General features: G+C 38.0%; 18 protein-coding genes. 3 read left to right on the top strand and 15 right to left on the bottom strand.

The features are described from left to right. Positions 1-104: 104 nt before the first annotated feature. From IS446_RS04665 to IS446_RS04600, 13 genes are all read right to left on the bottom strand, one after another. The gene (locus tag IS446_RS04665) at positions 105-677 is read right to left on the bottom strand and encodes a hypothetical protein (RefSeq protein WP_203058826.1); all 573 of its coding nucleotides are present in this window, start codon (positions 675-677) and stop codon (positions 105-107) included. Between the two features lie 373 nt (positions 678-1,050). Further along, positions 1,051-1,857, bottom strand: coding sequence for a CPBP family intramembrane glutamic endopeptidase (locus tag IS446_RS04660; protein WP_203058825.1), 807 nt, complete (start codon positions 1,855-1,857; stop codon positions 1,051-1,053). Positions 1,858-2,824: 967 nt separating this feature from the next. Further along, positions 2,825-3,286, bottom strand: a complete 462-nt coding sequence (locus IS446_RS04655) for a GNAT family N-acetyltransferase (protein WP_317192166.1) — start codon at positions 3,284-3,286, stop codon at positions 2,825-2,827. A gap of 425 nt (positions 3,287-3,711) precedes the next feature. Then, positions 3,712-4,659: a TolB-like translocation protein gene (locus IS446_RS04650; protein ID WP_203058824.1), complete on the bottom strand. Its 948-nt coding sequence runs from the start codon at positions 4,657-4,659 to the stop codon at positions 3,712-3,714. Between the two features lie 6 nt (positions 4,660-4,665). Further along, a complete protein-coding gene (locus IS446_RS04645; RefSeq protein ID WP_203058823.1) occupies positions 4,666-6,438 on the bottom strand; it encodes a TolB family protein in 1,773 nt (590 codons plus the stop codon). After that, on the bottom strand, positions 6,435-8,129 hold the full coding sequence (locus IS446_RS04640; RefSeq protein WP_203058822.1) for a serine hydrolase domain-containing protein: 1,695 nt from the start codon (positions 8,127-8,129) through the stop codon (positions 6,435-6,437). The genes IS446_RS04645 and IS446_RS04640 overlap by 4 nt, the downstream gene beginning before the upstream one ends. 23 nt (positions 8,130-8,152) lie before the next feature. Continuing rightward, positions 8,153-9,514: a serine hydrolase gene (locus IS446_RS04635; protein ID WP_203058821.1), complete on the bottom strand. Its 1,362-nt coding sequence runs from the start codon at positions 9,512-9,514 to the stop codon at positions 8,153-8,155. A gap of 281 nt (positions 9,515-9,795) precedes the next feature. Further along, positions 9,796-11,040, bottom strand: a complete 1,245-nt coding sequence (locus tag IS446_RS04630; protein ID WP_203058820.1) for an alpha/beta hydrolase-fold protein — start codon at positions 11,038-11,040, stop codon at positions 9,796-9,798. 81 nt (positions 11,041-11,121) lie between these two features. After that, a complete protein-coding gene (locus tag IS446_RS04625) occupies positions 11,122-11,547 on the bottom strand; it encodes a hypothetical protein (RefSeq protein WP_203058819.1) in 426 nt (141 codons plus the stop codon). Positions 11,548-11,557: 10 nt separating this feature from the next. Beyond that, the gene (locus tag IS446_RS04620) at positions 11,558-12,379 is read right to left on the bottom strand and encodes an NmrA family NAD(P)-binding protein (protein ID WP_203058818.1); all 822 of its coding nucleotides are present in this window, start codon (positions 12,377-12,379) and stop codon (positions 11,558-11,560) included. Positions 12,380-12,391: 12 nt separating this feature from the next. Next, a complete protein-coding gene (locus tag IS446_RS04615; protein ID WP_203058817.1) occupies positions 12,392-12,793 on the bottom strand; it encodes a DUF5367 family protein in 402 nt (133 codons plus the stop codon). 44 nt (positions 12,794-12,837) lie between these two features. Next, complete coding sequence (locus tag IS446_RS04610) at positions 12,838-13,332, bottom strand: anthrone oxygenase family protein (RefSeq protein ID WP_203058816.1); 495 nt, start codon at positions 13,330-13,332, stop codon at positions 12,838-12,840. A gap of 465 nt (positions 13,333-13,797) precedes the next feature. Continuing rightward, complete coding sequence (locus IS446_RS04600) at positions 13,798-14,787, bottom strand: AraC family transcriptional regulator (RefSeq protein WP_203058814.1); 990 nt, start codon at positions 14,785-14,787, stop codon at positions 13,798-13,800. Between the two features lie 407 nt (positions 14,788-15,194). Between IS446_RS04600 and IS446_RS04595 the strand changes: the two genes are divergently transcribed. Further along, the gene (locus tag IS446_RS04595; protein ID WP_203058813.1) at positions 15,195-16,550 is read left to right on the top strand and encodes a DEAD/DEAH box helicase; all 1,356 of its coding nucleotides are present in this window, start codon (positions 15,195-15,197) and stop codon (positions 16,548-16,550) included. Between the two features lie 149 nt (positions 16,551-16,699). On the opposite strand, the gene IS446_RS04590 is transcribed toward IS446_RS04595, so the two are convergent. Then, positions 16,700-18,655 carry an outer membrane protein assembly factor BamB family protein gene (locus IS446_RS04590; RefSeq protein ID WP_203058812.1) on the bottom strand — a complete coding sequence of 652 codons (1,956 nt, stop codon included), beginning with the start codon at positions 18,653-18,655 and terminating at the stop codon, positions 16,700-16,702. Positions 18,656-19,224: 569 nt separating this feature from the next. On the opposite strand from IS446_RS04590, the gene IS446_RS04585 reads away from it, so the two are divergent. Then, the gene (locus IS446_RS04585; RefSeq protein ID WP_203058811.1) at positions 19,225-20,934 is read left to right on the top strand and encodes an alpha/beta hydrolase-fold protein; all 1,710 of its coding nucleotides are present in this window, start codon (positions 19,225-19,227) and stop codon (positions 20,932-20,934) included. A 248-nt stretch (positions 20,935-21,182) separates the two neighbouring features. Continuing rightward, positions 21,183-22,235, top strand: a complete 1,053-nt coding sequence (locus tag IS446_RS15555; protein ID WP_317192165.1) for a response regulator transcription factor — start codon at positions 21,183-21,185, stop codon at positions 22,233-22,235. 210 nt (positions 22,236-22,445) lie between these two features. Here IS446_RS15555 and IS446_RS04575 read toward each other — a convergent pair whose 3' ends face one another. Beyond that, positions 22,446-23,249 (bottom strand): hypothetical protein, encoded by an 804-nt coding sequence (locus IS446_RS04575; protein ID WP_203058810.1) that lies wholly within the window; start codon positions 23,247-23,249, stop codon positions 22,446-22,448. Positions 23,250-23,263 lie beyond the last annotated feature (14 nt).

The following is a 23,263-nucleotide window of genomic DNA, read 5'->3' as shown; positions in this document are numbered from 1 at the left end:
CTTCGCAGTGGCTACATCCGGGATACCATATGATGAAAATTACCGGTCGAAATTAGCTTGAAAAGGGGTTGGATTTTAACTCAGTTCTTTGTTGTATGTCGTTTTTATGAAACGGATAATATTTCCTCTTTTTCGATAACCCAATTTTTATCTTTTTTTAGGTGCAATATGCTTGAAAACCCACAATCTCCATTTCCTGCACATAAGAATGATATATATATTATGGCTTTATCAAAATTCTGGTTGTAGCTAATTGAAGAGATTTGAACCATTCCAATATATGGGCTTCTTATATTTTGGTCAGATTCCGCTACAAGTCTATACCTCTTGTAGTCTTTAATCTTCTCAATATTCCATCTATGCTTTAATTTAAAATCTTCAATGGTAAACTCCGAAATCTCTCTTAACGTTAAATAAGCATCAATACTTTCGATGTCGAAACTCCTAAGATTCGTGTGGTTCAATAACAATAAAGAGTGATATTCTTTAGTCTCGTCAATCCAACCTTGTCCATTTTCTAGATCTGATTCATTTCCGAAAGCATAATTCAAAACGGCAGAAAGTATTTCATAATCATCGGATTCATGATGCTTTTTTTTGCAACTCAATGTTATGGTAACAAATAAGGTAAATAACAGAAAAGATTTGATTTTAGGTCTCATGTTTTTAAATGACATACAACTTGTTTATATAAGTAGTTTGTGGTTTATATCCCCCTAAACCCAGAGGTGAAACACTATCACTTACGTTTTATCGAATATAGTTTATATGTGCTATTATTCAAAGGTTCTTCCCTCCTTTTCTTTAACAGTTTAGTATAAAAAGAGGCGGAATAGCGAGAGGGTAACACGCCAAGGCATGTTACGAATTACTACAGATTCCGCTTAACCCCTATAAAAATTAATGAAATCCCATGTTTCATCTTACTACAACTTTGGGTTGTCTGTAGTAACATTTTAGTACGGGCATTGCATAGGTTAGTTATGGAAGATTAGGGACAAGGAATTCGTGTTTAAAGCGGATATATTACTTCTCAGAAGAAACTCCACACTATGCTTTATTGTAGACTTTCGCTGATGTGATTTTTCTCAGCCCAAAGAAGGTCATTGCAAAGCCTACCAGGAATACTACCCAATAAATGAAACTGAATTTTAGGCTGAAGATCCAATCATAAAACCCTTCTCCATATATACTGAGTAATACCAAACTTAGATTAGCTAGAACATGAAGCAATATTGAATATAAAATACTATGTGTCTTATGATAAACTAAACAGGATACAATTCCAAAAATGAAAGTAGGCAAGAGATTTCTATAGCCTGGCAGATGTATCAAGGAGAAGCATACGCTCGAGACCAGAATGGATACATTCAAGGAATATTTATTATATAATCTCCCGAAGACCATCTTTCGAAAAAAGAGCTCTTCAAATACAGGTCCCAATAACACCAGTGAAATGATTCTATAAATGGACATGTCCCGAGAAGAATACTGAGTGAATTGAACTTCCATCCCATTAAAGCTGTCCACAATTTTACTAAAGTCAAAAAAAGGCCTGTCCAGAAACTCCAGGCCTATGGCCAATATTACAATATAGCTTAAGATTCTAAAATTTAACCCCCTTAAATGCTCTGTCCCCTTTGCCCGCCCAAAATCACTCCTGAAAAAGATCAAAAACATCAGTATATATGCCAAAACGAAAGGTAATTCACCACTGAATCTATAATAATGTTCCAGGTAATCGCCCTTCAAAAAATTCACTGTAATCGGATTCAAAAGAACTTCAAACCCTAAATAAATCGCAACTTCAATGGCGACAAGCAATGCAGTAAATAAAAAGGCTTTAGGTATAGTCATTTACAAATCAGGTTAAGTTTAGGCTTTATATTCATGTGATGGGAACAACACTACGATCTTTTATTCGCTAACTTCAAAAAAGGTCGAGTAATTGCTCTTACATAGACATTAGCGATGAATATAGAGGATTAATATAACGAAAATAGTCTAAGGACTTAAAAGCTAAAAATCCATTTTTACGAAAACTTCGGGATTACATCCCGTCACTAACTCTTAGAAATATAAGATTATGACAACTGGAGGCAAAAACCATCAAGACAGTTTAAATTTCAGAACTGAAAATGTTAAACTTTGTTAAAGGTTACGCATTCGGTGGCACTCCAAAAACAACCTCTGGGAAGGCCTGTAAACACAGGCAAAAAGCCCCTTAAAACTACTCCCACCTCGAGTACAGATGAATACAAAGCCAGGATGAAAGTCCTGGCTTTTTTGTTTCCCGGAACTCCTGAAAGCTTGCTTTCAAAGGAGTGAAGGGAAACGAAAAAGATAAGGCCCGAAGGGGCTTGGCTTTGTATTCTCAACATGACGTCTTGGGAATCCAGCGAGTGAAGGGAGCTAACTCCCGCCATAAAGTGATACGGTTATGCTTTGATACGGTTAAGAAGAGAGTTAACTCCCGCCTTCGGCAAACCACCCCGCTCCTGCGGAGCACCCCTCCTTAGGAAGGAGGGGATTATTACATTTTCAAAAAAGTCTTTGGTGCGCCAAGATCATTGACCGAAAGTTGGGAGAAGACGTAGGTCTGCTCAAGGAGAAATTGAAGTAACTGGACCAAAGCAGTACCGCTACCAAATAACACCCTTTAGTCTTATTAATATTTTTAACCTTTTACGTTTGGCTTGTTTAGGAACTGCAGAATAAAGTATCGTGATAAAACTAGCTCGTTTACCCGGCCTGGTATGAGGGCCTGTAAACGAGCTGGAGGAAGTTTCATTTATGGTTTATATGCGAAGTTGGCAATAGTTTTTTATTCTATTTTAAAATGCATTTTCATGCCCTCGTGAGTGGCTTTGAATCCGAGGGACTCATAAAAACTAATGGCATTGGGACGTTTTTTGTCGGTAGTCAACTGTAATACATGGGCGTTACGTTTCTTCGCTTTCTGGATAGCCCAATGAAAAATGGTCTTCCCAATACCAAGCCCTCGATGATCTTTATGCACGCGTACTCCTTCAATTTGTGCCCTTATTCCTCCTTGATAGGTTAAATAAGGGATAAACGTCAATTGAAAAACAGCGATGAGCCGTCCAGTTTCGTTTTCAACCACAATCAGTTCTTGGTTTTGGTCAGCATCGATTCGCTCAAAAGCATCATAATAGGTTTTGGGCAATGGGATGGTAAAGTTTTCTCGTTTACTACCCAGGGGATCATCCGCGATCATTTCTACAATGCTCAATATGTCGTTGGTTGTTGCTTTTCTTAATCTCACTTGAATCTATTTAACAAGTTGTTGTTTCTTAATTTTTATAGCTGATTTATTGATAAAACATTACTACCCTTTTTTCTATTGTATTCTCAAAAAAAGAACAAATACCACCCACATTGCAATGCTTGTGATTCCTGATAGTTTAGGATTATTTATCCATTTTGATCTTATTAACAGCAGAAAAATAAAAATGACAGTGGTAAACAATGAAACTATTTCGAAATTTACTAATTGCGTGACTGTTTTCATTTGTCCTCCCCACAAAAATTCAATAGGCACATAGTCAAACAATACTATGCCCATTAAATAGCCATATTAAAAAGAGTAAGAATTCATAGAATAAATAAGCTCGCAAGTGTAGCAACATTAAAATCTATTATTTTTCTCATATTTGGGGGCTCTGTGTTTTTAACTTTTGTTAGCTATTGTTATTTTTCCTTATTTTTAAAAATCTCGGCAGAACTTACCCAGTACACTTCACCTTTTGCAACGCCTTTCCATCCACTATTAGGAGGAGAACTATATCTTTTTGAGAAAAAAAGATACTTGTTGTCTGGTGACATATAAGGACAATAATAAGCCCAGTCCTCCTCTATATCTTCACCAAGTTCAAAAGAAGTAGGTTTTTGCCACTTGCCATTTTTTTTAAATGAGACTGCAAATCCTTTTTCATCAGTATAGGTGTTAGCAGTGATAAGGAAACTTTCATCCGGTGAAACATAAGTACTTCTTTCCCCCTTCTCAGAATTTACTTCAGGACCAATATTTATAGGAGTGTCAAATTTTCCATCACCTAAATATTGAGCCCGATAAATATCTCTTTTCCCTAAACTTCCCGGTCTATCTGATGTAAAATACAAACTACCGTCTGCAACTACTACAGGGTATGATTCTGCATATTCCTCAGTTGATATAGGGTATCCAACCTTAGTGGCTAATTGCCATTTACCATCTATTTTCTGACTTTTATATATGTCTGGTTTAGCGTTTTTTAAACGGTCTTCTGGACTTATACCAAGAAAATACATTGTATTTCCATCTTGGCTAACGGAAGGATCAATTGCAACGGACTCTTTCCCTTGTTCAGAAAACATTTGTATGGGTTTTGGTAAACTCCATTTACCATCAAAGAATTCAGAATGATGTATGATAAATTTTTTATCGATGATTCTTGTAAAAAATAGTTCAGTGAAAGATGTGTTAAACACCGTATTGATTTCAATGCTATCGGTATTAACTATAGTCGGCGCAAATAATTTTGGCGTATTTGCTGGTGGTACTTGATTAAAATAAACCAGATTAGAACTCGTTTGTTGACAGCTAAGTAACATTAAACTTATTCCTATTACCGATAGAAGACTATATTTTTTATTCATTGATTGTTATTGTTTAGCTCGGAGTTCTTCAATAATCTGTGAGTTTACCCAATATTGATTTATAACCTGATATGTACTACCATCTACTTTCTCTTTCTGTTTTGTCCTTGAAAAAAAAAGATATTTTCCATCAGGTGAGACACTCGCTCCACTTTCCTGCTCAGGGGTATTTATTTGATCCCCCATGTTAATTGCAGGACACCATGAACCATCCTTCTGTTTAAAACTAATGTAGATATCTGCTTTTCCGTACCCATCGTCTCTGACTACATCCCAAATTAAATACGACTCATCTGGTGCTATGTATGGATGAGCAATGTATTTTCCTGTATTAATCTTCGTGCTCAATTTCATTGGTTTTTCATTTTTATTACCAAAAAAATAAATAGCGCCATTTATACCATTATCTTCTTTTCTATAAATAGTAAAGTAATAGTTTCCTTCAGCGGAAACCGACATGCCATGTGCCATATCATTTAAGAATTCACCCTGACTTTTGGGCTCAGACCAACCCTTTACTGTTCTTTCTCTATACGTTTTACCAACATACATTCTTTTGCCATCAATTGAGAATTGTGGCCATTTTATATAAGTTTCAGATTCTTCACCCCAACGATTATTTTCATATCGAATAACAAAAAATGTACGTTTTTCATATTCCCCATTTTTCCTGGTGAAATAAAACTCTTTCATATCAGGTGAAAATGTACCACCCTCGAACCTTCCATCTGGTGATACTATTTTTGGATCAAAACATTTAGGAATTAGCATAGGTGGTTTTTCTTCAAAATAGATAGATTCTGCAGTAGGTGAATTATTGAGGTATGATTTCTCATTATTAATTTCACCAATTTCTGAAATCAAGTCCATGTTTTCCAATAAACTTTCTTTTAGGGTTTTAAACTTTACCCAATAAATATTCCCCATGTCGTTGCCTCCTCTATGGAAAAATAAATAGTTTCCATCAGGCGAGACACTTGCTGCCATTTCAGTTTGATCGGTGTTTATTTTAGGCCCCAGATTGAACGGTTTGGTCCATTTTCCATTTAGATTAAAGCTGATGTATAAATCACTTTCGCCATAACCTGAATCACTTTTGAAATCATATATCATGTAGCTTTCATCTGGTGCAATGAATGAATGAGCTATCCATTTGCCGGTAGCGTTGATTTCTGTTCCCATTCGATCTATACTAACGTAATGACCATCTTTTTTAATCGAGTTGTAAATCACCCAATCTTCGGGTTTGTCTCCTTTTTCTCCAGTCGTGAAATATAAGTTGCCATTTTCTGACGAGGTCAAATACATAATGATGGATTTATCCATGAATGGACTTTTTAATGGGACCGGATTACTCCACCCATTCTGGGTTTTCGTGCTATACCATTGGTGAAGTCCATTTGATTTTAAAGAGTCGGGTAGCGGTCGTGTACTTCCAAAATATAGCTTATCTCCTTCAGGACTAATGTGAGGCTCAAAATCCCATCCTTCAGTTGCTGTAAAAAAAGCTGGTTTTGGGTCCGTCCACTTTCCATCAACCAATTTCATGGTATAAATTTCATTGTCTTCTTCTGGTTTCCTACGTGTAAAATAGAGTTCGTCCATTTCTGGAGTAAAGGTTATTGCAAACTCATAGTTATTTGTAGAGACAATTCCTTTTGCAAAAAGTTGGGGGACATCAGTTGGAATGTTTGCATCTAATAGCGTGAGGTTAGATGGTGTTTCTTTACTACAAGAAAGGAAGATCAAGATTAAGAATGTAACGTATGATGCTTTCATGAGTTCAGTTTTGTAAAAAACACATTTTTAGCTCTACTGCTAGATACTTCAAATCCTATAAGCTCATTAGATGAGTTTCTTACAAAGACTACTTTTAGAAAAGAGCCTTTATTGCCTAAGAAGTAGTTGTTTTTAATAGCTTTTAATTTGAAGTCACCAAGTCTGGTGTGTTTTGCTACTAACTGATTTTCTTTAATATAGAACGAGTAATAGGCATTCAATTCTGTGCTGTAGTACCTTCCGGTAAACTCCTCAAGTGTGGATACATTATAATTTGCTGGACTATATTTTTCTGAAATAATCTGATAGCCATCATCTAAAGTTACAATCATTTGATTGGAGTTGAACGAGACGGATACATATTCATCTAGCGCCATTTCAAACTCATTTTCTCCAACAGGAATCAACGCTGTTTTATTTGTACTACTTCTTATATATTTTAAGGTGTCGTTTTCAACTTTAATGTGTCGTGAATTTTTATCCTTTTCATCCCAATAATACCCTTCAAATTGCTTTAAATATGTAGTTGTTTTCTCAATAGGTTCTTTGTGGGTAAATAGCTTTGTTATTGATGAATTTGATGATTTATTTTTAAGATAAGGTTTTAGACAAATATCCATGATATCATACACCATCCTAGCACCATTGATTTCTCCATTTGTATTGGTGAAAATCACGCTTAAGTTTAGTTCGGGAAAGGTGGCCAAATAGGCCTGATAACTCGCATCTTGGCCACTGTGCTCTATACGCTTGAACCCTTTATAAGTATTTATGAATAAACCATTGGCATAGCCATAGGTTTCTCCATTATTCAAATGCTGTAAGGTTTGCATTTTAGTAAAGATAACTTCGCTGCCTACCGTTTTTGTGTCATAGTTAATGGCCCATTTACTCAAGTCTGTGATAGTCGTGTTAAGGTTGGTGGCACCAACACTGAAGTTATTAAACAGGTCTTCTACGTAAGTTGAATCGACCTTTAAATAGGAAAGACTTTTGTTTTTAACCACCTGTCCTTTTTGATCTAAAAATTTTGAATCATACATATGTAGGGGCTCAAAGATGCGCTTATGCGTAAATTCTGCAAAGGACATCTTCGATATTCTAGCTACGATTTCGGCCAACAATGCATAGTTGGCATTACTGTACATGTGCTTGTCGTTTGGTTTGAAGTTCAAGGTCTCTTGATTAAAAATAAGCTCCAATACTTGTTCATTTGTAATCACATCATCGAGCGTCCAGCCTGAGAGGCGTAATAGGTTATACTTATCCTTTAGTCCACTTGTATGATTTAACAGGTGGCTAATGGTTATTTTATGCTTAAACTCATGCATCTCGGGTAGATAGATTCTAATATCATCCTCCAAAGACAGTTTCCCTTCATCTTCAAGTAAGAGTATGGCAAATGCAGTAAACTGTTTGGACACTGAGGCCACATGAAAAGAAGTCCCTTTGTGAATTTGTATCTCATAATCAAGATTGGCCAATCCAAAGTACTTTTCATACATCAATTGATTGTTCTGTACAAGACCAATTGCCACTCCTGGTTCACTCTCATTGTAATTGCTTAAAAGGCTATCGATTTTGGTTGCTATGTGATCAATGTTGATTTGCTCTGTATTGTTTTGAGCCGACATAATAATAGCATATGAAACAAGTAGCGGCGTTATCATGAACTTTAAATTTGTTCTCATTGTTATTTATTTGGGAACTATAGTTATTGTTTGGTAAACAGATAAATATCCGCTACACCGCTTTGTTCCAAACCTAGTTGGCTTTTTTCAGGGTAGAAAATGAAGTTTGCCCCAATCTCCTCATTTGTGAACTTATGATTTCCCTTGTACACCAAAGGTTCCTTAGGAAGTTCGTTTAATTGTGTAAACAAAGTGTTATTTTCTTGTGTTATGGTGAATTTTCCGCCTCCTTCTTGGGCGGTATAAACACCGACATACTTTTCTAGTTCACTTGACGTAATTTCAACATGGTCGAAATTGGGAAGCTCGAAAGGCTCTTTAAAGTAACATTTTAATACGTCTGTTAGCAGATTGTTTATGTTATAATCAATTGCGTTAGCTGAAATAGCTACTGCTAGTTTTTCTTGAGGTATGTAAATGGATATCGAGTGGAAAGCATCAATATGGCCGCCATGTCCAAACCCTTTTTTTTCCTTAAAGTTAAATGGCATGATACCCATACCATGGTTGTCTTTAATCATAGTCATTTCATCGAGCGTTTCTTTTGAAATAATCTTCTCATTAAAAAGCGCTTCGATAAACGCGTTCAGGTCGCTAGGATTCGAAATAATCGAACCACTTCCTAAAGCAATGGATAGGTTGGTTTCTGGGAATTCAGTCCATTTTTCTGAGCGGCTGTAGGAGTACGATTCGTTGTTGTCTATCGTTATTAGCCCACCCGAATAGGTGTTTGTTAAACCTAATGGCTTAATTATTTTTTCAAGTAAAAGATCTTCATAGGGCAAATCATATACCGTTTCTAGAATTTGAGATAATAAGAAATAATTTGAATTGCTATATTCATTATGGCTATTGGGCTCAAAGTTACTTTCATAATTGGAAATAATTTTTAGCATGTCTTTTCTGGATTTGTGCTCTGTGCGATAGTCAAAAAAAGTACCATCCTTAGTGAAGCTAGGAATACCACTTCTGTGGTTCAATAAATTGCCAACTGTTATTTTGTTCGCATTTTCAATTGATGGAAAAAAATCATCTATGGTTTGATTGATGCTCAACTTATGATCTTCTATGGCTTTAAAAACCATCGTCGCTGTGAACATTTTGGTGATTGAGGCAATTCTATATTTGGTAGAAGTAGTTGTCTCCTTCTGATTTTCAACATCAGCAAAACCCATTGTATTTGAATAGACGGTATTACCTTCATGTGAAATGGACACCGTACCCATGAACTTGTTATTTTTATGAAGAACATCAAACAAATCATTGAGTTTATCTGTATACGGTTTTTCATTAAATGCTACTTCTGAATCTTTTGAATCGCTTTTATTTCCGCAAGAGCATAGTAGCGCGATAAATACTACTATTAGTAAATTTTGGTTTTTCATTTTTGATTGATTTTGATTGATGAATTAAACACACAAAACAAACACAAAGAACTTTGTTATGCAAGGTACTATGTTAATTAATTCAAATATTTTATTTTTCTAATTAAGACTAACGATCTCCTATATGAAAGTTAGCCCTGAAAATAAGCTGTTACTTCTCAGATGAAACACAAGCAATATTTTTAAATTTTACTTTATATCTTATTCTTGGAAATCGTCAGATTTAAAAATTTGGCGATTTTCCAAAGATGACCAAACCATAGTTGTAGGAAAGGCTTGTGCTATTTTTTTTGCACATTGCTGTAATTAATTTTTTTCAATCTTTCAATTTCTTTTTGATAACCTTCCTCGTTTCCTAATTTCAATTTTTTTGAAACCGTTATAGCCGACTTATAAGTCTCAATTGCCTTATCTAATTGGTTTGTTTTCTCATACAACACAGCTAAATTGTTTAAAAACATAATATACCTTGGATATGCGTCTGAAGCTCTTTTATATACTGTAATTGCTCCCAGGTTGTTTTCTTTATCTAGCAATTCCATAATTATGTAAACGTAATCACTGGCTGGTCTTCGGGCCTTTTGCCCATACTTATCTCTTAATTCCTGCTCACCTTGCAAAAAAGATTCGTCACTGTAATTTGTTTGCAAATCCTCAGAAGCCTTTAAATCTGAAAACACAAATTTCAAACCATAATAATTTAGTAATAAACGAGAATCATCATGTTCTTCACCACTAACAGTTTCTTCATGTTTCCAACGGAAATTTTTAGGGGCATTCTGCTTAATAATATCTACATAACGAGCTAGTTCTTGTCGCATGCCCCAGCCTTCAGCTCCACCAGTTCCAAAATAAACGGATACATCTAGGGAATCATTGGAATTGAAAAAATCTTTAGCTTGCTCGGTCATTTCTTCTTTATTCCACCATAAAGCGGGTGCCTGAACGATGAATGCATTAAATAATTCTGGTTTGTTCATCAATGCGTATGTACAGAACAATCCACCAAAAGAATGCCCTTCCAATAGTCGATAGGGATGAGTTCGAAAATTTGATTCTACGTATGGAATTAATTCGTTTTCTAAAAACTTGAGAAAATTGGGAGCGCCTCCACTTTGAGGTATATCTGTACCTGCTCCTCCATAAACATCTTGGCCTGCTTGTGATGGCGTTAAATCTCTTGCCCTATCTAGACTTTCTATAGCCACAATAATCATTGGGGGAATAATTCCTGATTCTGTTAAAAGTTCAACTGTACCAACTTGATGTTTTATGTTACCCAACCCATCTAAAAGATAAAGAACAGGGTAATTGGCATCACCCTCTTTGTATCCCTTTGGTAATGAAATAATAATTGGACGGTCTTCTTGTAAAATTTCAGATTTTAAGATGTACTGTGTTCCTAAACCTAAAAGCTGATTGTCTTCGGTTAGATCTATTTTGTCTGCTAATTGTGCATTAGCAATAAGTTGAAAGAAGATTACAGAAAGTACCGCAAGCGAAATTTTGATTGATTTAAAGTTCATTTACTAAATGTTTTATAATGAAGACGATTCTCTAATCATAATAATGTTACCGACTTAATTAACTACAACTATTGTTATTCCTTAATAATCCAATTTAATGCTGTGGTTATTTTTTTGATGTTCTAGCCTAAAAAAAATTAGTATTAGAAGTATAAAACTGATTCCAAACCCAAGAACACCGATATTGATACCCAGAATAGCTTTCTCACTCCCATCTAAATATTTCATAGAACCTCCATATACATCTTGTATACAATAAGCGATTAAGAACCCACCAGTAACAAGCATACTCAACAGTATACTAGTTTTCAACTCATTTTTCACCCAAACCAACCATAGGCAAAGTATACCTATGGAGGAGTTAGTGATAAGTTGCCATACTTCATGAATTTTGGCATGTGGCGTCCAATCTGGATTATATACATGGGTGTCGTTAATCTCTAAAAATGGCACGGCTACAGAATAAAGAAGAATGACAAGAGATATTGTAACTTTCTTTGTCTTCACTTTAATTATTTTAATTCCAAATACCAGTGGCAGTAGTTACCTTTGCATAGGTTTCAAAATCTTTGGCAGGTCTGCCCAAGACTTTGGCCACATCTTCAGAAACCTCTTGGTTTTCTGGATTACCTAAAACTTCCTTAAACAAATACCCGAATAACCAAACATAAGAATCGGGTAAACCGGCTTGTCTCATTCCTTCTTTGAATTCGTCAATTGAAATCGGCACAAATTGTATGGTTTTATCAGAAGCTTCAGCCATAATGTTTACCACCTCTTTAAACGTCCTTTTTTGAGGGCCAGTAACGGTTATCGTTTGTCCGTTGTATGAATCATCCATTAAGACTTTGGAAACCACATCTGCAATATCATCTGCATCCACAAAAGGAATTTCTGCATTCGGCAACGGCAAAGCGACTAGGCCATTTTGTACAAATTCTAAAAAGGCACCTTCACTAAAATTTTGATTGAACCACGAAGCTCTAACCAAGGTGTAGTTTAACCCTGAATGGGCAACGATATTCTCACAAGCTTCAGCTTCGGTTTCTCCTTTACCCGATAGTAAGACTACTTTTTCTAAACCAGCTTTCAAGGCTTTTTCGGTCAATGCTGTTATGGCATCCCTTGCTCCAGGCACAGCTAAATCCGGATAATACACGATGTAAGCTCTATCCATATCTTTTAATGCCGCAGCATACGTTTCAGGGTTATCCCAATCAAAAGCTGGATTAGTTTTTCTTCCCACGACACGTACGTTGTGTCCGGTTTGCGTTAAATTTTGGGCTACTCGGCGACCGGTTTTACCGGTACCTCCGATAACTAAAATATTCTGTTTCATGTTTTTTATGTTTTATATAGTTTGATTTTGTTTGTTTATACCCAATTTGATATACCAATACAGTACTGTTATGCTTATAAATTCGAACCCTATAAGCCAAAACCCTAAATCGGTAAAAAATTGATAATAAGAACCGCCATTTGGAATAATGAAAACGGGAACCGTGATTAAGGCATCTAAAGCGGTTGCGGTTAAAAAGAAGGTTTGGCCTACCCAATAGCCATGTGCGTTCGCACCTTTTTTGTAATACTGTTTTGCGCCAAACCAGACCAAAGGCATTACTGCAATAAAAAGCAGCATATTGGCTTGTTGTTGTGTGTCCTCTAAAAACGATATATAAAAGGACAGATTATAAACACTGACACCTAGAATCCAGATGATAATACCAACACCTATTGCTCTTAAATGTTTCATGATTGTTCGTTTTTTGATGTTGATTAATAAAATTAAAAGTGTTTTTATTTATGGAATAGCAGACCTGTAACCAGTAATGCAAATGAGATAAATGAGCATACGGTACGTATCATGTGCCAGCGGTTCCAGGGCTGTTCAAAGGTTTTTCGTAATTCCACGAGCTCTACATTAGTGGCAGTTTCTAATATCGTTTTGTCCAGTATTTCATTAAGAGGGACGTTTTTAAATATTGTGATCAGACCGACGCCTATAAAAAACAGAACCGCTGCAACCAAATAAGAGGTAAATGTAAACTGGTTTGTGTTTTTGAATAAAAAAGCATTTATAAAAAGCAGTAAAAATGGACTCATAAATACGATTATGAAAGTTGGATTAAGGATGGATCTGTTCATCGCTTGAAATGCTTTTAAGAACCCTAGGTCATCTAACCGGCCTAACCCAGGTGTCACAGCATTGGACCAGGCAAAGCACAATCCTGCGGTTAGCCCTGTAAATAAGATACTTAGCGTCAATACAGTTATTTTAAAATTTAGTTCCATTTTATTTATTTTATTGTGTTTGATATCCATGTCAAAACGTCCTGATACTCTTCAGACGTAAGTTTTATTTTTCAGCCTTTAGGCATACGTTTTTTTACAAATACCTGTTTATAAATATCAGGCGCGAAGTAATCCATGTTTTCTTTCGTGAAAACACGTCTTTTGTTTCGCTTGCGATGGCAAACGTTGCATTTGTAGTCTAGAATTTGAAAAGCTTTTTCGCTAGGGTTTGTAATTATATAATTTGATGTGTGTAATTCAGCTTGTTCCTTATTGGGTTCAACAGATGTATAAGTATTTAGTGAATCAGCTGAAAGCGCTATAATAATTCCTGTTAGAAGTTTTACTGTAATTACCATCATTAATTTGTTTAATTAATTTGATGGTACAAAGATGCGCTGTGTTCAAAAGATTATTTTGACACCTAAAGACAAGCTTTTGACATTTTACGCCAAAACGTGAATTCTAAATATTTTTTCTGTATTCAGAAGGGGAAAGGCTAGTCCATTTTTTAAAGGCACGATTAAAAGCGCTTTGCTCAGAAAAACCTGTTAAGAAAGCTATTTCACCTATACTCTCCGTGTTTTTTTGAAGCATCTCTTTAGCTATTTTTTCTTGGGTTTTTTTGACCAAATCACGATAGGTAACACCAGACTCAGCAAGCCTTCGGGCAAGTGTTCGGTTGCTCATTGCCATAAGATCGCTTATAAAATGTATGCTTGGAATACCAGTTGGGAGGGCATCTTTTATAAGCGTTTCAACATCACGAACAAACTTATTGCCAGGAATTTTTATACCCTTTGTTTTCTCTTCAACTTGTTGAAGTAAATACCTGTTGATACTGGCATCTGCCTTAGCAGTTCTTAAATTTAGATCGACTGTTTTATAACTTATGGAGTATTGTGGTTGGTCAAATAACATAGGGCAATTAAATGCCACTATATGACTAGTAAGATCTTCGGGTTTTTCATGTTTGAAACTTACTTGAATAGGAGAAATATCTTTTTCAGACATGGCTTTGAGTACTACTACTGTTGCAGAAAGACTAGCCTCTGTTGATAGTTCCATCCCTTTTCGATGTGCTTCACGATTGAGTACAATATGAGAAATACTTCCTTCCTTTTTAATTTGCCAATCAAATGTGTTGGATAAGAGTTTAAAATAGCGTTCACTACGTTCAAAAATCTCTCCAACTTTTGAGCATGTGCGCCAAGAAAGACCTAAAACGCCATAATCTTCAATAATCATTTTTTGACCAACCCTCACTGGAAAACCACGTCCGAGTTTATTGACAAGAAATTCGTGCAAGGATAAGAACTCTTCTGCAGGTATCACAGACACATTGTCTAGAGCATTAATAGGTGTTGGTAAATGCATGAAATCTTCTCTAGGCACACCTTCTTCGATAGCACAATTAAGCAATTTGACATATAGATTTATAGAGAAGTATTTCATGTGTTTAAAAATACTAAGTTGTTGATTGTGATTTTTTTTAAATTATTACCAACTTGTTTTTATATAAGTAGTTTCGTGGTTTATATCCCCCTAATTACAGAGGTAAAACACTATCACTTACGTTATATCGAATATAGTTTATACCCGCTATTATTCAAAAGTTCTTCCCACCTTTTCATTAACAGGTCAATAAAAAAAAAGGCGGAAAAACGAAAGGGTAACACACTAAGGCATATAACGTATTACTAAAGATTCCGCTCAACCCTAAAAATTGGAACCAGACCCCTCAAAAATGAGACATTCTATTCCAAAAAAGCCCTCCCACTACCCATCACGTTAAATGTCTCACTATCTTTGCCCTGCATTTCGGAGGACTTCGTTTATTCTTCCCATTAAAAAGCATATACATGTCATCGTTTCAAGAATTCAACCTGTCCCCACGCCTACAACAACCCCTGAGCGAACTTGGGATCACCCAACCCACACCTATTCAGGAAAAATCATTTTCGGTTATCAAGTCCGGGTCTGACATGCTCGGAATAGCACAAACAGGTACCGGAAAGACCCTGGCGTACCTGTTACCGGTTTTAGATCAACTGAAATTCTCCAAAGACCCGCATCCCAGGGTACTCATCGTAGTTCCCACCAGAGAGTTGGTGGTTCAGGTGGCCGATACTGCTGAGACCCTTTGCCGGGATCTGAATCTCAGTGTTCTTGGGGTATATGGAGGTACGAATATCAACCGCCAAAAAGATATGCTAAGCTTCGGCTGTGATATCCTGGTGGCTACCCCGGGAAGGCTATACGACCTGGTCATTTCCAGGGCTGTACAACTGCGCAACATCAATAAGTTCATACTGGATGAAGTAGATATTATGCTGGACCTGGGATTCCGTTTTCAGCTGACCAATATTTTTGATCTGCTTCCCGAGCGCAGACAAAACATTATGTTCTCTGCTACGATGACCGAAGACATTGAAGCCTTTATATTGAATTTCTTCACCAACGTGACCAAGGTTTCCGTCGGCCTAAGTGGCACCCCCCTGGAAAACATTACCCAAACGGCCTATGCCGTACCCAACTTTTACACCAAGGTAAATCTGCTGCGTGACCTCCTGGCAGATGAGGAAGTGTTCAGAAAGGTCCTGGTGTTTGTTTCCAATAAAAAAAGTGCCGACCTGCTAGCTTCAACCCTGCAAGATACTTTTGGAGAATCGCTAGGCGTTATTCATTCGAACAAAACCCAGAATTACCGCCTTCGGTCCCTGGAGCAATTTGAAAAAGGTGAACAGCGTATTTTGGTAACCACTGATGTGAGTTCCCGCGGACTCGATCTCGAGAAGATCTCTCATGTGATCAATTTTGACACCCCGTTTTATCCGGAAAACTACATTCATCGTATAGGACGTACCGGGAGGGCCAAGGAAAAGGGAACCTCTATTTTACTGTTCACAGAAAAGGAACAACCGTTGAAAGAAGCGATCGAAGAGCTTATGGATCTCAAGATCCCGGAAATTACGCTTCCGGAAGACATAGAGATCGCCACCCAGCTGAGCCCCGATGAACGGCCACAAAAAAAGGAAGCTTACAATCCGTTGACCTATTCCGACAGCGATGCCCCCGGACCGGCATTCCATGAAAAAAAGGAAAAGAACAAGAAGACCAACCAAGGTGGCTCCTATCGAAGGACGATCAAACAGAAATATAAGAAGCCTAAAACCCGGGGTGATAAAAGATCTAATAATCGTAAGAAGAAGAAATAGTCCTTATTAGGTTCCGGCACTTCAGTATGTATTAGGGAGATTGCCACGTCGACCTAAAGGTCGCCTCGCAAAGACGACGGAATATAAAAAAGGGCAACCCGAAAGGTTGCCTTTTGCATTATTACGATGTGATCTTATCTGTGACCGGATCAGAGCTTATAACTCGTAACTTGATTAGTGTTCGTTTTGTAAAACACCACTCCGGTAATGCCATCCATGGCATAGGACGGTTCTCTGTCTTTTCCAAGATCAATTCTCGATTCGATCTCACCGGTATTTTTGCTCACTTTCATCAGGTAGTTGGTTTTATCCACCTGACTTAAGATAACCACATAATCATCTGCCTCCTGAGTGGCTTTAAATCGCGCATTGGCCATTTGCAGTGATCTTTTAGCCATATCGGCAGCCTGGTCTCCCAGGTCCTGGTATGCCGCACCTACATCTGCAAGGAGGGCTCCCGCAGCCTGATTTTCATTGCTCACATCGGTTGCAGCACTTCTGTATACCGCAGATCCGGCATAAGATGCAGCGCTTACATAAGCGGCTCTAATGGCCTGGGCATAACGAAGGGCCTTTATGATACCAGGTTCGCGAGGTGCTTCCAGGTAGGTTTGAAAGGTTGTTTTACCCGAGTAATCTACCAATGCTAAATTCTGAGAAGAGGAAACCAATACTCCGTTGTCTCTCATGCTTATCGCAGCAGGCGATTCCTTTCCTTCAAATTCGATCGCATCACTTAACACACTTACAGATCCGGTATTTTTATCCAACATTTTTATTGTGGCACTACCATGGTCATAGGCGTAAAGCACGGCTTCATTTTGATCGACAAGGGAAGGACTGGTTCTTATTTGTTTGTCAAGAATGGTTTCCCCGGACTGGATATCTAAAATATTCACTTCATTCGTCGTCACATAAAGCAAACCGGCAAGTGTTATTTCACCAAATACCACTTCCCCGTTGATCTTTACAGGATCTTCTAACGCTAAACTTCCGGAGTCCAGACCAAGGAATGAGATGTAATTCTTGTTATTCGGCTTTTGAGAGATCAGTATGAGTCCGTTGTCGGTCTCCAAATAGTCGTATACACCACCTTTGATCTTAATACCTCTCCCTTTTTTACCCCACAGGCCTTCCTGAGTATTGTAATCGAATAAATTGATCTTTGTTTTTGAGCCATCATCAGGTAAAATCACCAATCCTTGCTCGTGGAAATACAATTGCCCCATTCTTCCATTTACATCCAGGTCTTTTTTCCACAGTCTGCTCCCGTCCTTTAAGCTAAAAGCGGTATACGTGGTATGGTACATAGGGTCTCCATTGGAAACGCTTGATGAAAAGCCACTGGTCTTTGCTCTACCCTCCTGTTCTGAGGCAATGTAAAACACAGGCTCAAAAGGGTTTTGATAGAACCGAATATTGAAATCCATATTCTGAGCTACATTCGCAGCAGCCTTTTTCATTAATCCGCCAAGTGCTCCCAGTTTATCTAATTCTTCGTTAGCGCTCGAGGTATCGTTCTTCCAGATCAATGCACCGGAGGCCGTATTTATCTTATAGTTATTGTACAGGGTAACGATGAGCACTTCTGAATCTGACAGATCCCTGGCGGTAATAAACCGGCCGAAATCATCTTCCAGTTTCCACAGAATTTCACCGTCGCTTAAAGAAGACATGATCAAAATATCGTTGTTATCGTAGGTACGACCGGAAACCAAAATAGCGTCAGCATTGTACATGAACATTTGGTCATTGATCTCCTTGATACCAGCCTTTTTTGAATCAAATTTAGATTCGCCGGTAAAGGGGTCGATCATATGTACAGTAGTACCCTGATTCACGGAAATAAGCGGTGAATTACCTACTTGCGATACATCGCCTTCTTGTAAATTTTTAAATTCAGGATTACTCCATATGATATTTCCGGTTTCCTGCTCTATATACCATAAAGCATTATCGGTTCCAACCAGGTAATGGCCAAAAGCAGAAACTTTTTGAAATTGCACAGCCTCCGGAAATTCCTTGTTCCATGTCTCAGGTGCATTTTGCGCATGAGCAACTACAGCAACGATCAAAAGCGCAATAGTGAGTTTAATTTTTTTCATTTGAGTAAGATTAAGTTAAGATCGGTTCTTGTTTGATATATGCCTTCAGACAAGTTCTATGCCATTATGTATAATTATGAAGATTTTTATTACAAGAACTGAAATTCACTACAAGTATAATCCCTGTAACAACAAGCTCCATTTTTTTGTTGCGAAAGCTACCCCTCATGTTATCTAAACAGTATTGCATAACTGATATCCTCTGAGGTCAGTTCGAGCCTGCCTGAGGTAGGCAGGTGCCACGCCAAAAGTGTAGTGTATCGAGAACTATTCGGGCTTTTAAGCTCTCCATACGATCCCGCTTTGCGAGATCACCATACCTTCAGTTCGCAAGTATACTTTCGGTAGGCACGATCGAGGTGACACTCGTCATCATCCTCCACAAGATATCCAATTTTAGCGACCCCTCGCAAAGACGTGTAATAGCCTATTGACCCAGGCTCAAAAAGTGGGGTATACATGTGTTGTTTAAAATTCATCCGGGGGACTAGCACCAATATCACCCCCCGTATTTACTGGGCTTACCTGAATTTCAGGGTACATTTGTTCCAAATCAAAAACTGAATATCATGTATCAAAAATCAATCGTATTTACTCTGGCTTTGCTTTTTATAGCAAACGTATTTGCCCAGGAAAAGAGAACTATTAAGGTCATTGTACCAGACGCATCAGACGAGGTTTATATTACCGGGAACCAGGATGTCCTCGGGAGCTGGGATCCGGGTACTGTGAAAATGAAAAAGGTATCCGATTTCGAAAGAGAGGTTGTTGTAGACATTACGTATCCTGCCGAATTCAAATTCACCAAAGGCCAATGGGAAAATGAAGGGATCGTTAATACTCTTGAAGACAATCCGAACCAAAAGCTGGAAAACAGCGATTCCAGAAACATTTTTATGATCAAGGGTTGGGCCAATGATCCCAATGCGAAGGCATTAGGTCTGGACTATGACATTAAAAACTTCAAATCGGAATACCTGGGGGCCGAGCGCACGATCAAAATTGTGCTGCCAAAGAATTATGACCCCGCTAAAAAGTATCCTGTTTTCTATACCACAGACGCCGGATGGAATATCTTTTCTGTAGTAAAAAATTATATGGCCAACCTTCCCCTTGAAGAATATAAATTGATGCCGGAATCTATTTTGGTTGGCATTGTTCACGGAAGCACCAATGGCCGGTCAAACAGAAATGACGACCTGGACGTGTATTACGGAGAAAGCGGTAAAAAATTCAAGGACTTCGTGTTTAAAGAACTTGTTCCCTATATCAATACCACTTACAGTACATCTGACTTTAATGTGATGATCGGACACTCTAATGGTGCTGAATACAATCACTTCCTGTTACTTGAGGAAGAAAACCCGTTCAGAGGATTCATATCATTCTCTACGAATTTCTTCGCTACCGATGTGAGACAAGAAATAGGTGAGCTCATGAATAACTATACCGGTAAGAACCTGTACTACTTTGTTGCCAATGCCACCTCCGATTCCCCGGACCGCATTGAAGCAGGTAATGACTATGAAAAACTTTACGGGGGGAATACGAATCCGAACTTCCACTTCAAAAAGAACACCTACGAGGCCAATCATAATTCGGTAGTCCCCCTCGCGTTAGTTGATGGTATTCGCTTTGTTTTCAAAGATTACAGAAATCTTAAAAACTATACCAACCTGGCCGCATACAGAGACCATTATTTAAAAGATATGGAAGCGCATTACGGGTTAAAAGAAGCCTATGCTATTACCGACATGGAGCCCGTATTGACGGATATCCTGGAGGGGAAGAAAAAGGATGAGCTGGAAGTGCTATTAGCATTCATTGAGGATCATAAACTATGGCACCTCCCTAAAATGAAAGAAGCAGCGGGCTTGGACGGGGCCAATAAAGGGAATTTCTATTTTATGGTTGAGGATTATAAGAAAAGTGCTGAAAGCTATACCCTGGCATTCGATCAGATCCAAACATTCCTGCCTCCGGTAATTTATTTGGCAAACTTTGAAAAAGCGATCACCGCATTTAAAAAGATTCAAGATCATGATGGGTTGATGGAGCTTATGCTGAAGACCAAAGCCTATTTAAATACCACAACCGATCTCGATCTTGAACCAAAGCGTGTAAAATACTACCATTTGTTTTTCAATTATCACATTGCGAAACTGGCGAATGAACAAGGAATGCAGTCAAAAGAAGTTGAAGATGCTCTGGCTTACTGCATCGAAAATTACCAGGAAAACAAAATATTCACCATGGAAGAACTGCAAGCATTACAATAGAACTCAAGATTTCTAAATTTGATTTAGACCGATTGATGATACCGGGGTTCTAAAGTGTGTGGCTAATGACAGAAGTTGTTAGCCACACTTCATTTAACCGGTTTCCTGGAATAAATCAAGGGCATTAAACGCCCTGTTGACATCTTATTCCCAAGCGCTTTACCCATACCTCCATGGGTATGATGGTGAAGGTTAAAGTTTTCATTTGATTTTGATAATCAGTGAAATTCTTTACTTTTATTTATCATATGAAGCGCTCCTTATTCCTTATTTGCTTTTTGTTTTTAGCCTCAGGGTATTCTGCCTTTGGTCAATATTCCATTTCAGGATACCTGGATACTCCGACCAAAAATAAACGGGTGTATCTGAGTCTGCTGAAATATAACGAGCAAAGTACGATCGCTCCAGAACAGATCTTAATGTCTACGCTCACCGACAGCCTGGGCTATTTTTCCTTTGAGGGTAAATTACTCTCCGAAAAGCATGCCTTATATCGTATCCATTCCAGGGTTGATGAAAATGAAGGACCCTTACAAATGGCCAATCATGAGGAGCTCAAGAACTTACACAATTTTGTGTTCTCTAACCAGGATACCATCGTTTTTGAAAAAAACAGCAAATATTGGTTCTCCAGCAATACCAATACGAACCCTGTTGACAAGGAATGGCAGGAATACTACAGCTATGCTAGTCAGCTAAAGATGGAGCTCTTATCGGTAAGTGAATTTAAGCAGAAGAAAGAGCCAAATACCCAGCTACTTTCCGAATTAAAGGCTTACGCCATCAACAAAGACGTCCATCCCTTAGTCACCCTGATCTTACTTTCTGATGTTGAATACAGTGTTCTCAAGGAGGACCATAAAAATAACCCCGGATTTTATGAGGAGCTTCAGGAGCGTCTTAATAGCTACTACAATAATACCGGTTATGCCCAACAGTTTAAAGAGTTGATCAATTCCCTTACCAGGGCCGAAAGGGATCAGAAATTAGACTATTACCAACGAGCGACCTATATCCTTGGAGTTGTTAGTTTTATTTTAGTAATAGGCATCATCTTATTGTTGATAAAACTAAAACGAAGTAAAAAGGCAGCTATCCCACAGGAAAACATCAACCTAACGGCCCAGGAGGAACGCATTGCCGAGCTTATCGTTCTCGATAAAACGAACAAGGAAATTGCCACCGAACTCTTCATTTCTGTGAGTACGGTAAAAACCCACATCCGTAATATTTATGCCAAGTTAGAGGTGAGTAACCGGAAAGAGTTTGTAGAAAAGATCAAAATTCAATCTGGTGATTAATTATTTGTCCGCCGGGGAACCACCCCGTCTCATGGCTTTGCCATGAATACCCCAACGCCGGCTGCCTCCTTAGCTAAAACGGAGCTGCGGATGATTTAATGCGCTGGGCCCTGCCTGGAATGATGGGGAATATTACATTTCCAAAAGGGGTATTTGTGCCTCCCCCCTGTCATATACGTAAAAGGAGCCCAATTTGGTGGTACCTGTTTACTATTGCATTTCTTCCTTAGACATTAGCTTCTTAATTCCGTTAACTACATCATACACGAACTTATAGCACTTGTCTTCATTATCATCTCTTTCCATCTCAACAATTTTGGTTAGTGCATATGCACCGTTAATCAAGCTATATGTTTCAAAAGTGACGAAACAATATCCGCCGGAGCCAATAAGGGTTATTTCTTTCTTTTCCCTATTCAATTCAGCCATAGCATCTAATTCAGAGAATGGCTTCTGATCTGTTAGTTGATATTGAGCAGGCGCCAATCCCCCATCTTCAACTGAATAAACGCTATACGCATTGACGTATCTTTGACCTTGATTCGTCTTTGTCACGACCAATTCCTCGTTTCCGTCAAAGTCCAGATCCACGAATACAAAGGGAACATCAATAGCATCAAAGCCTCCGTCTTTAAAACCGGGATCGTGATAGTCCAGGGAAATATTGTTTTTATTGATCCCAACTACGCCCCCCTGATCAATGTTCAGATCGACTGCTTCCATAGGCAACGAAAAGTAGTTGTTCGTTATGGTAAATTCAGCATCGCTCTTTTTAAATTCAAGTATGGCGGGCCCAATAACCTCATCAAGACCCATCATTTCCGGCTTCCAGGTGACCCTTACATCATACCCATTAACTTTCTGGTTGTAGGTGATCTTTATATATTCATCTTCAATACGTTCAATGCCATCCATTTCCTGTGGCCGGTGCGTTTGAAACTTATGTGTTCCCGCGTTCAAAACCGACATCAGGAGCGTGGTAAAAAGTAAGGGGACTAAAAGTTTTCTGTTCATTTGTATTATGTTTA

The sequence above is a fragment of the Robertkochia sediminum genome, from assembly GCF_016786255.1.
GTDB lineage: Bacteria > Bacteroidota > Bacteroidia > Flavobacteriales > Flavobacteriaceae > Robertkochia > Robertkochia sediminum.
This window is presented reverse-complemented; position numbering and strand designations above follow the sequence as displayed.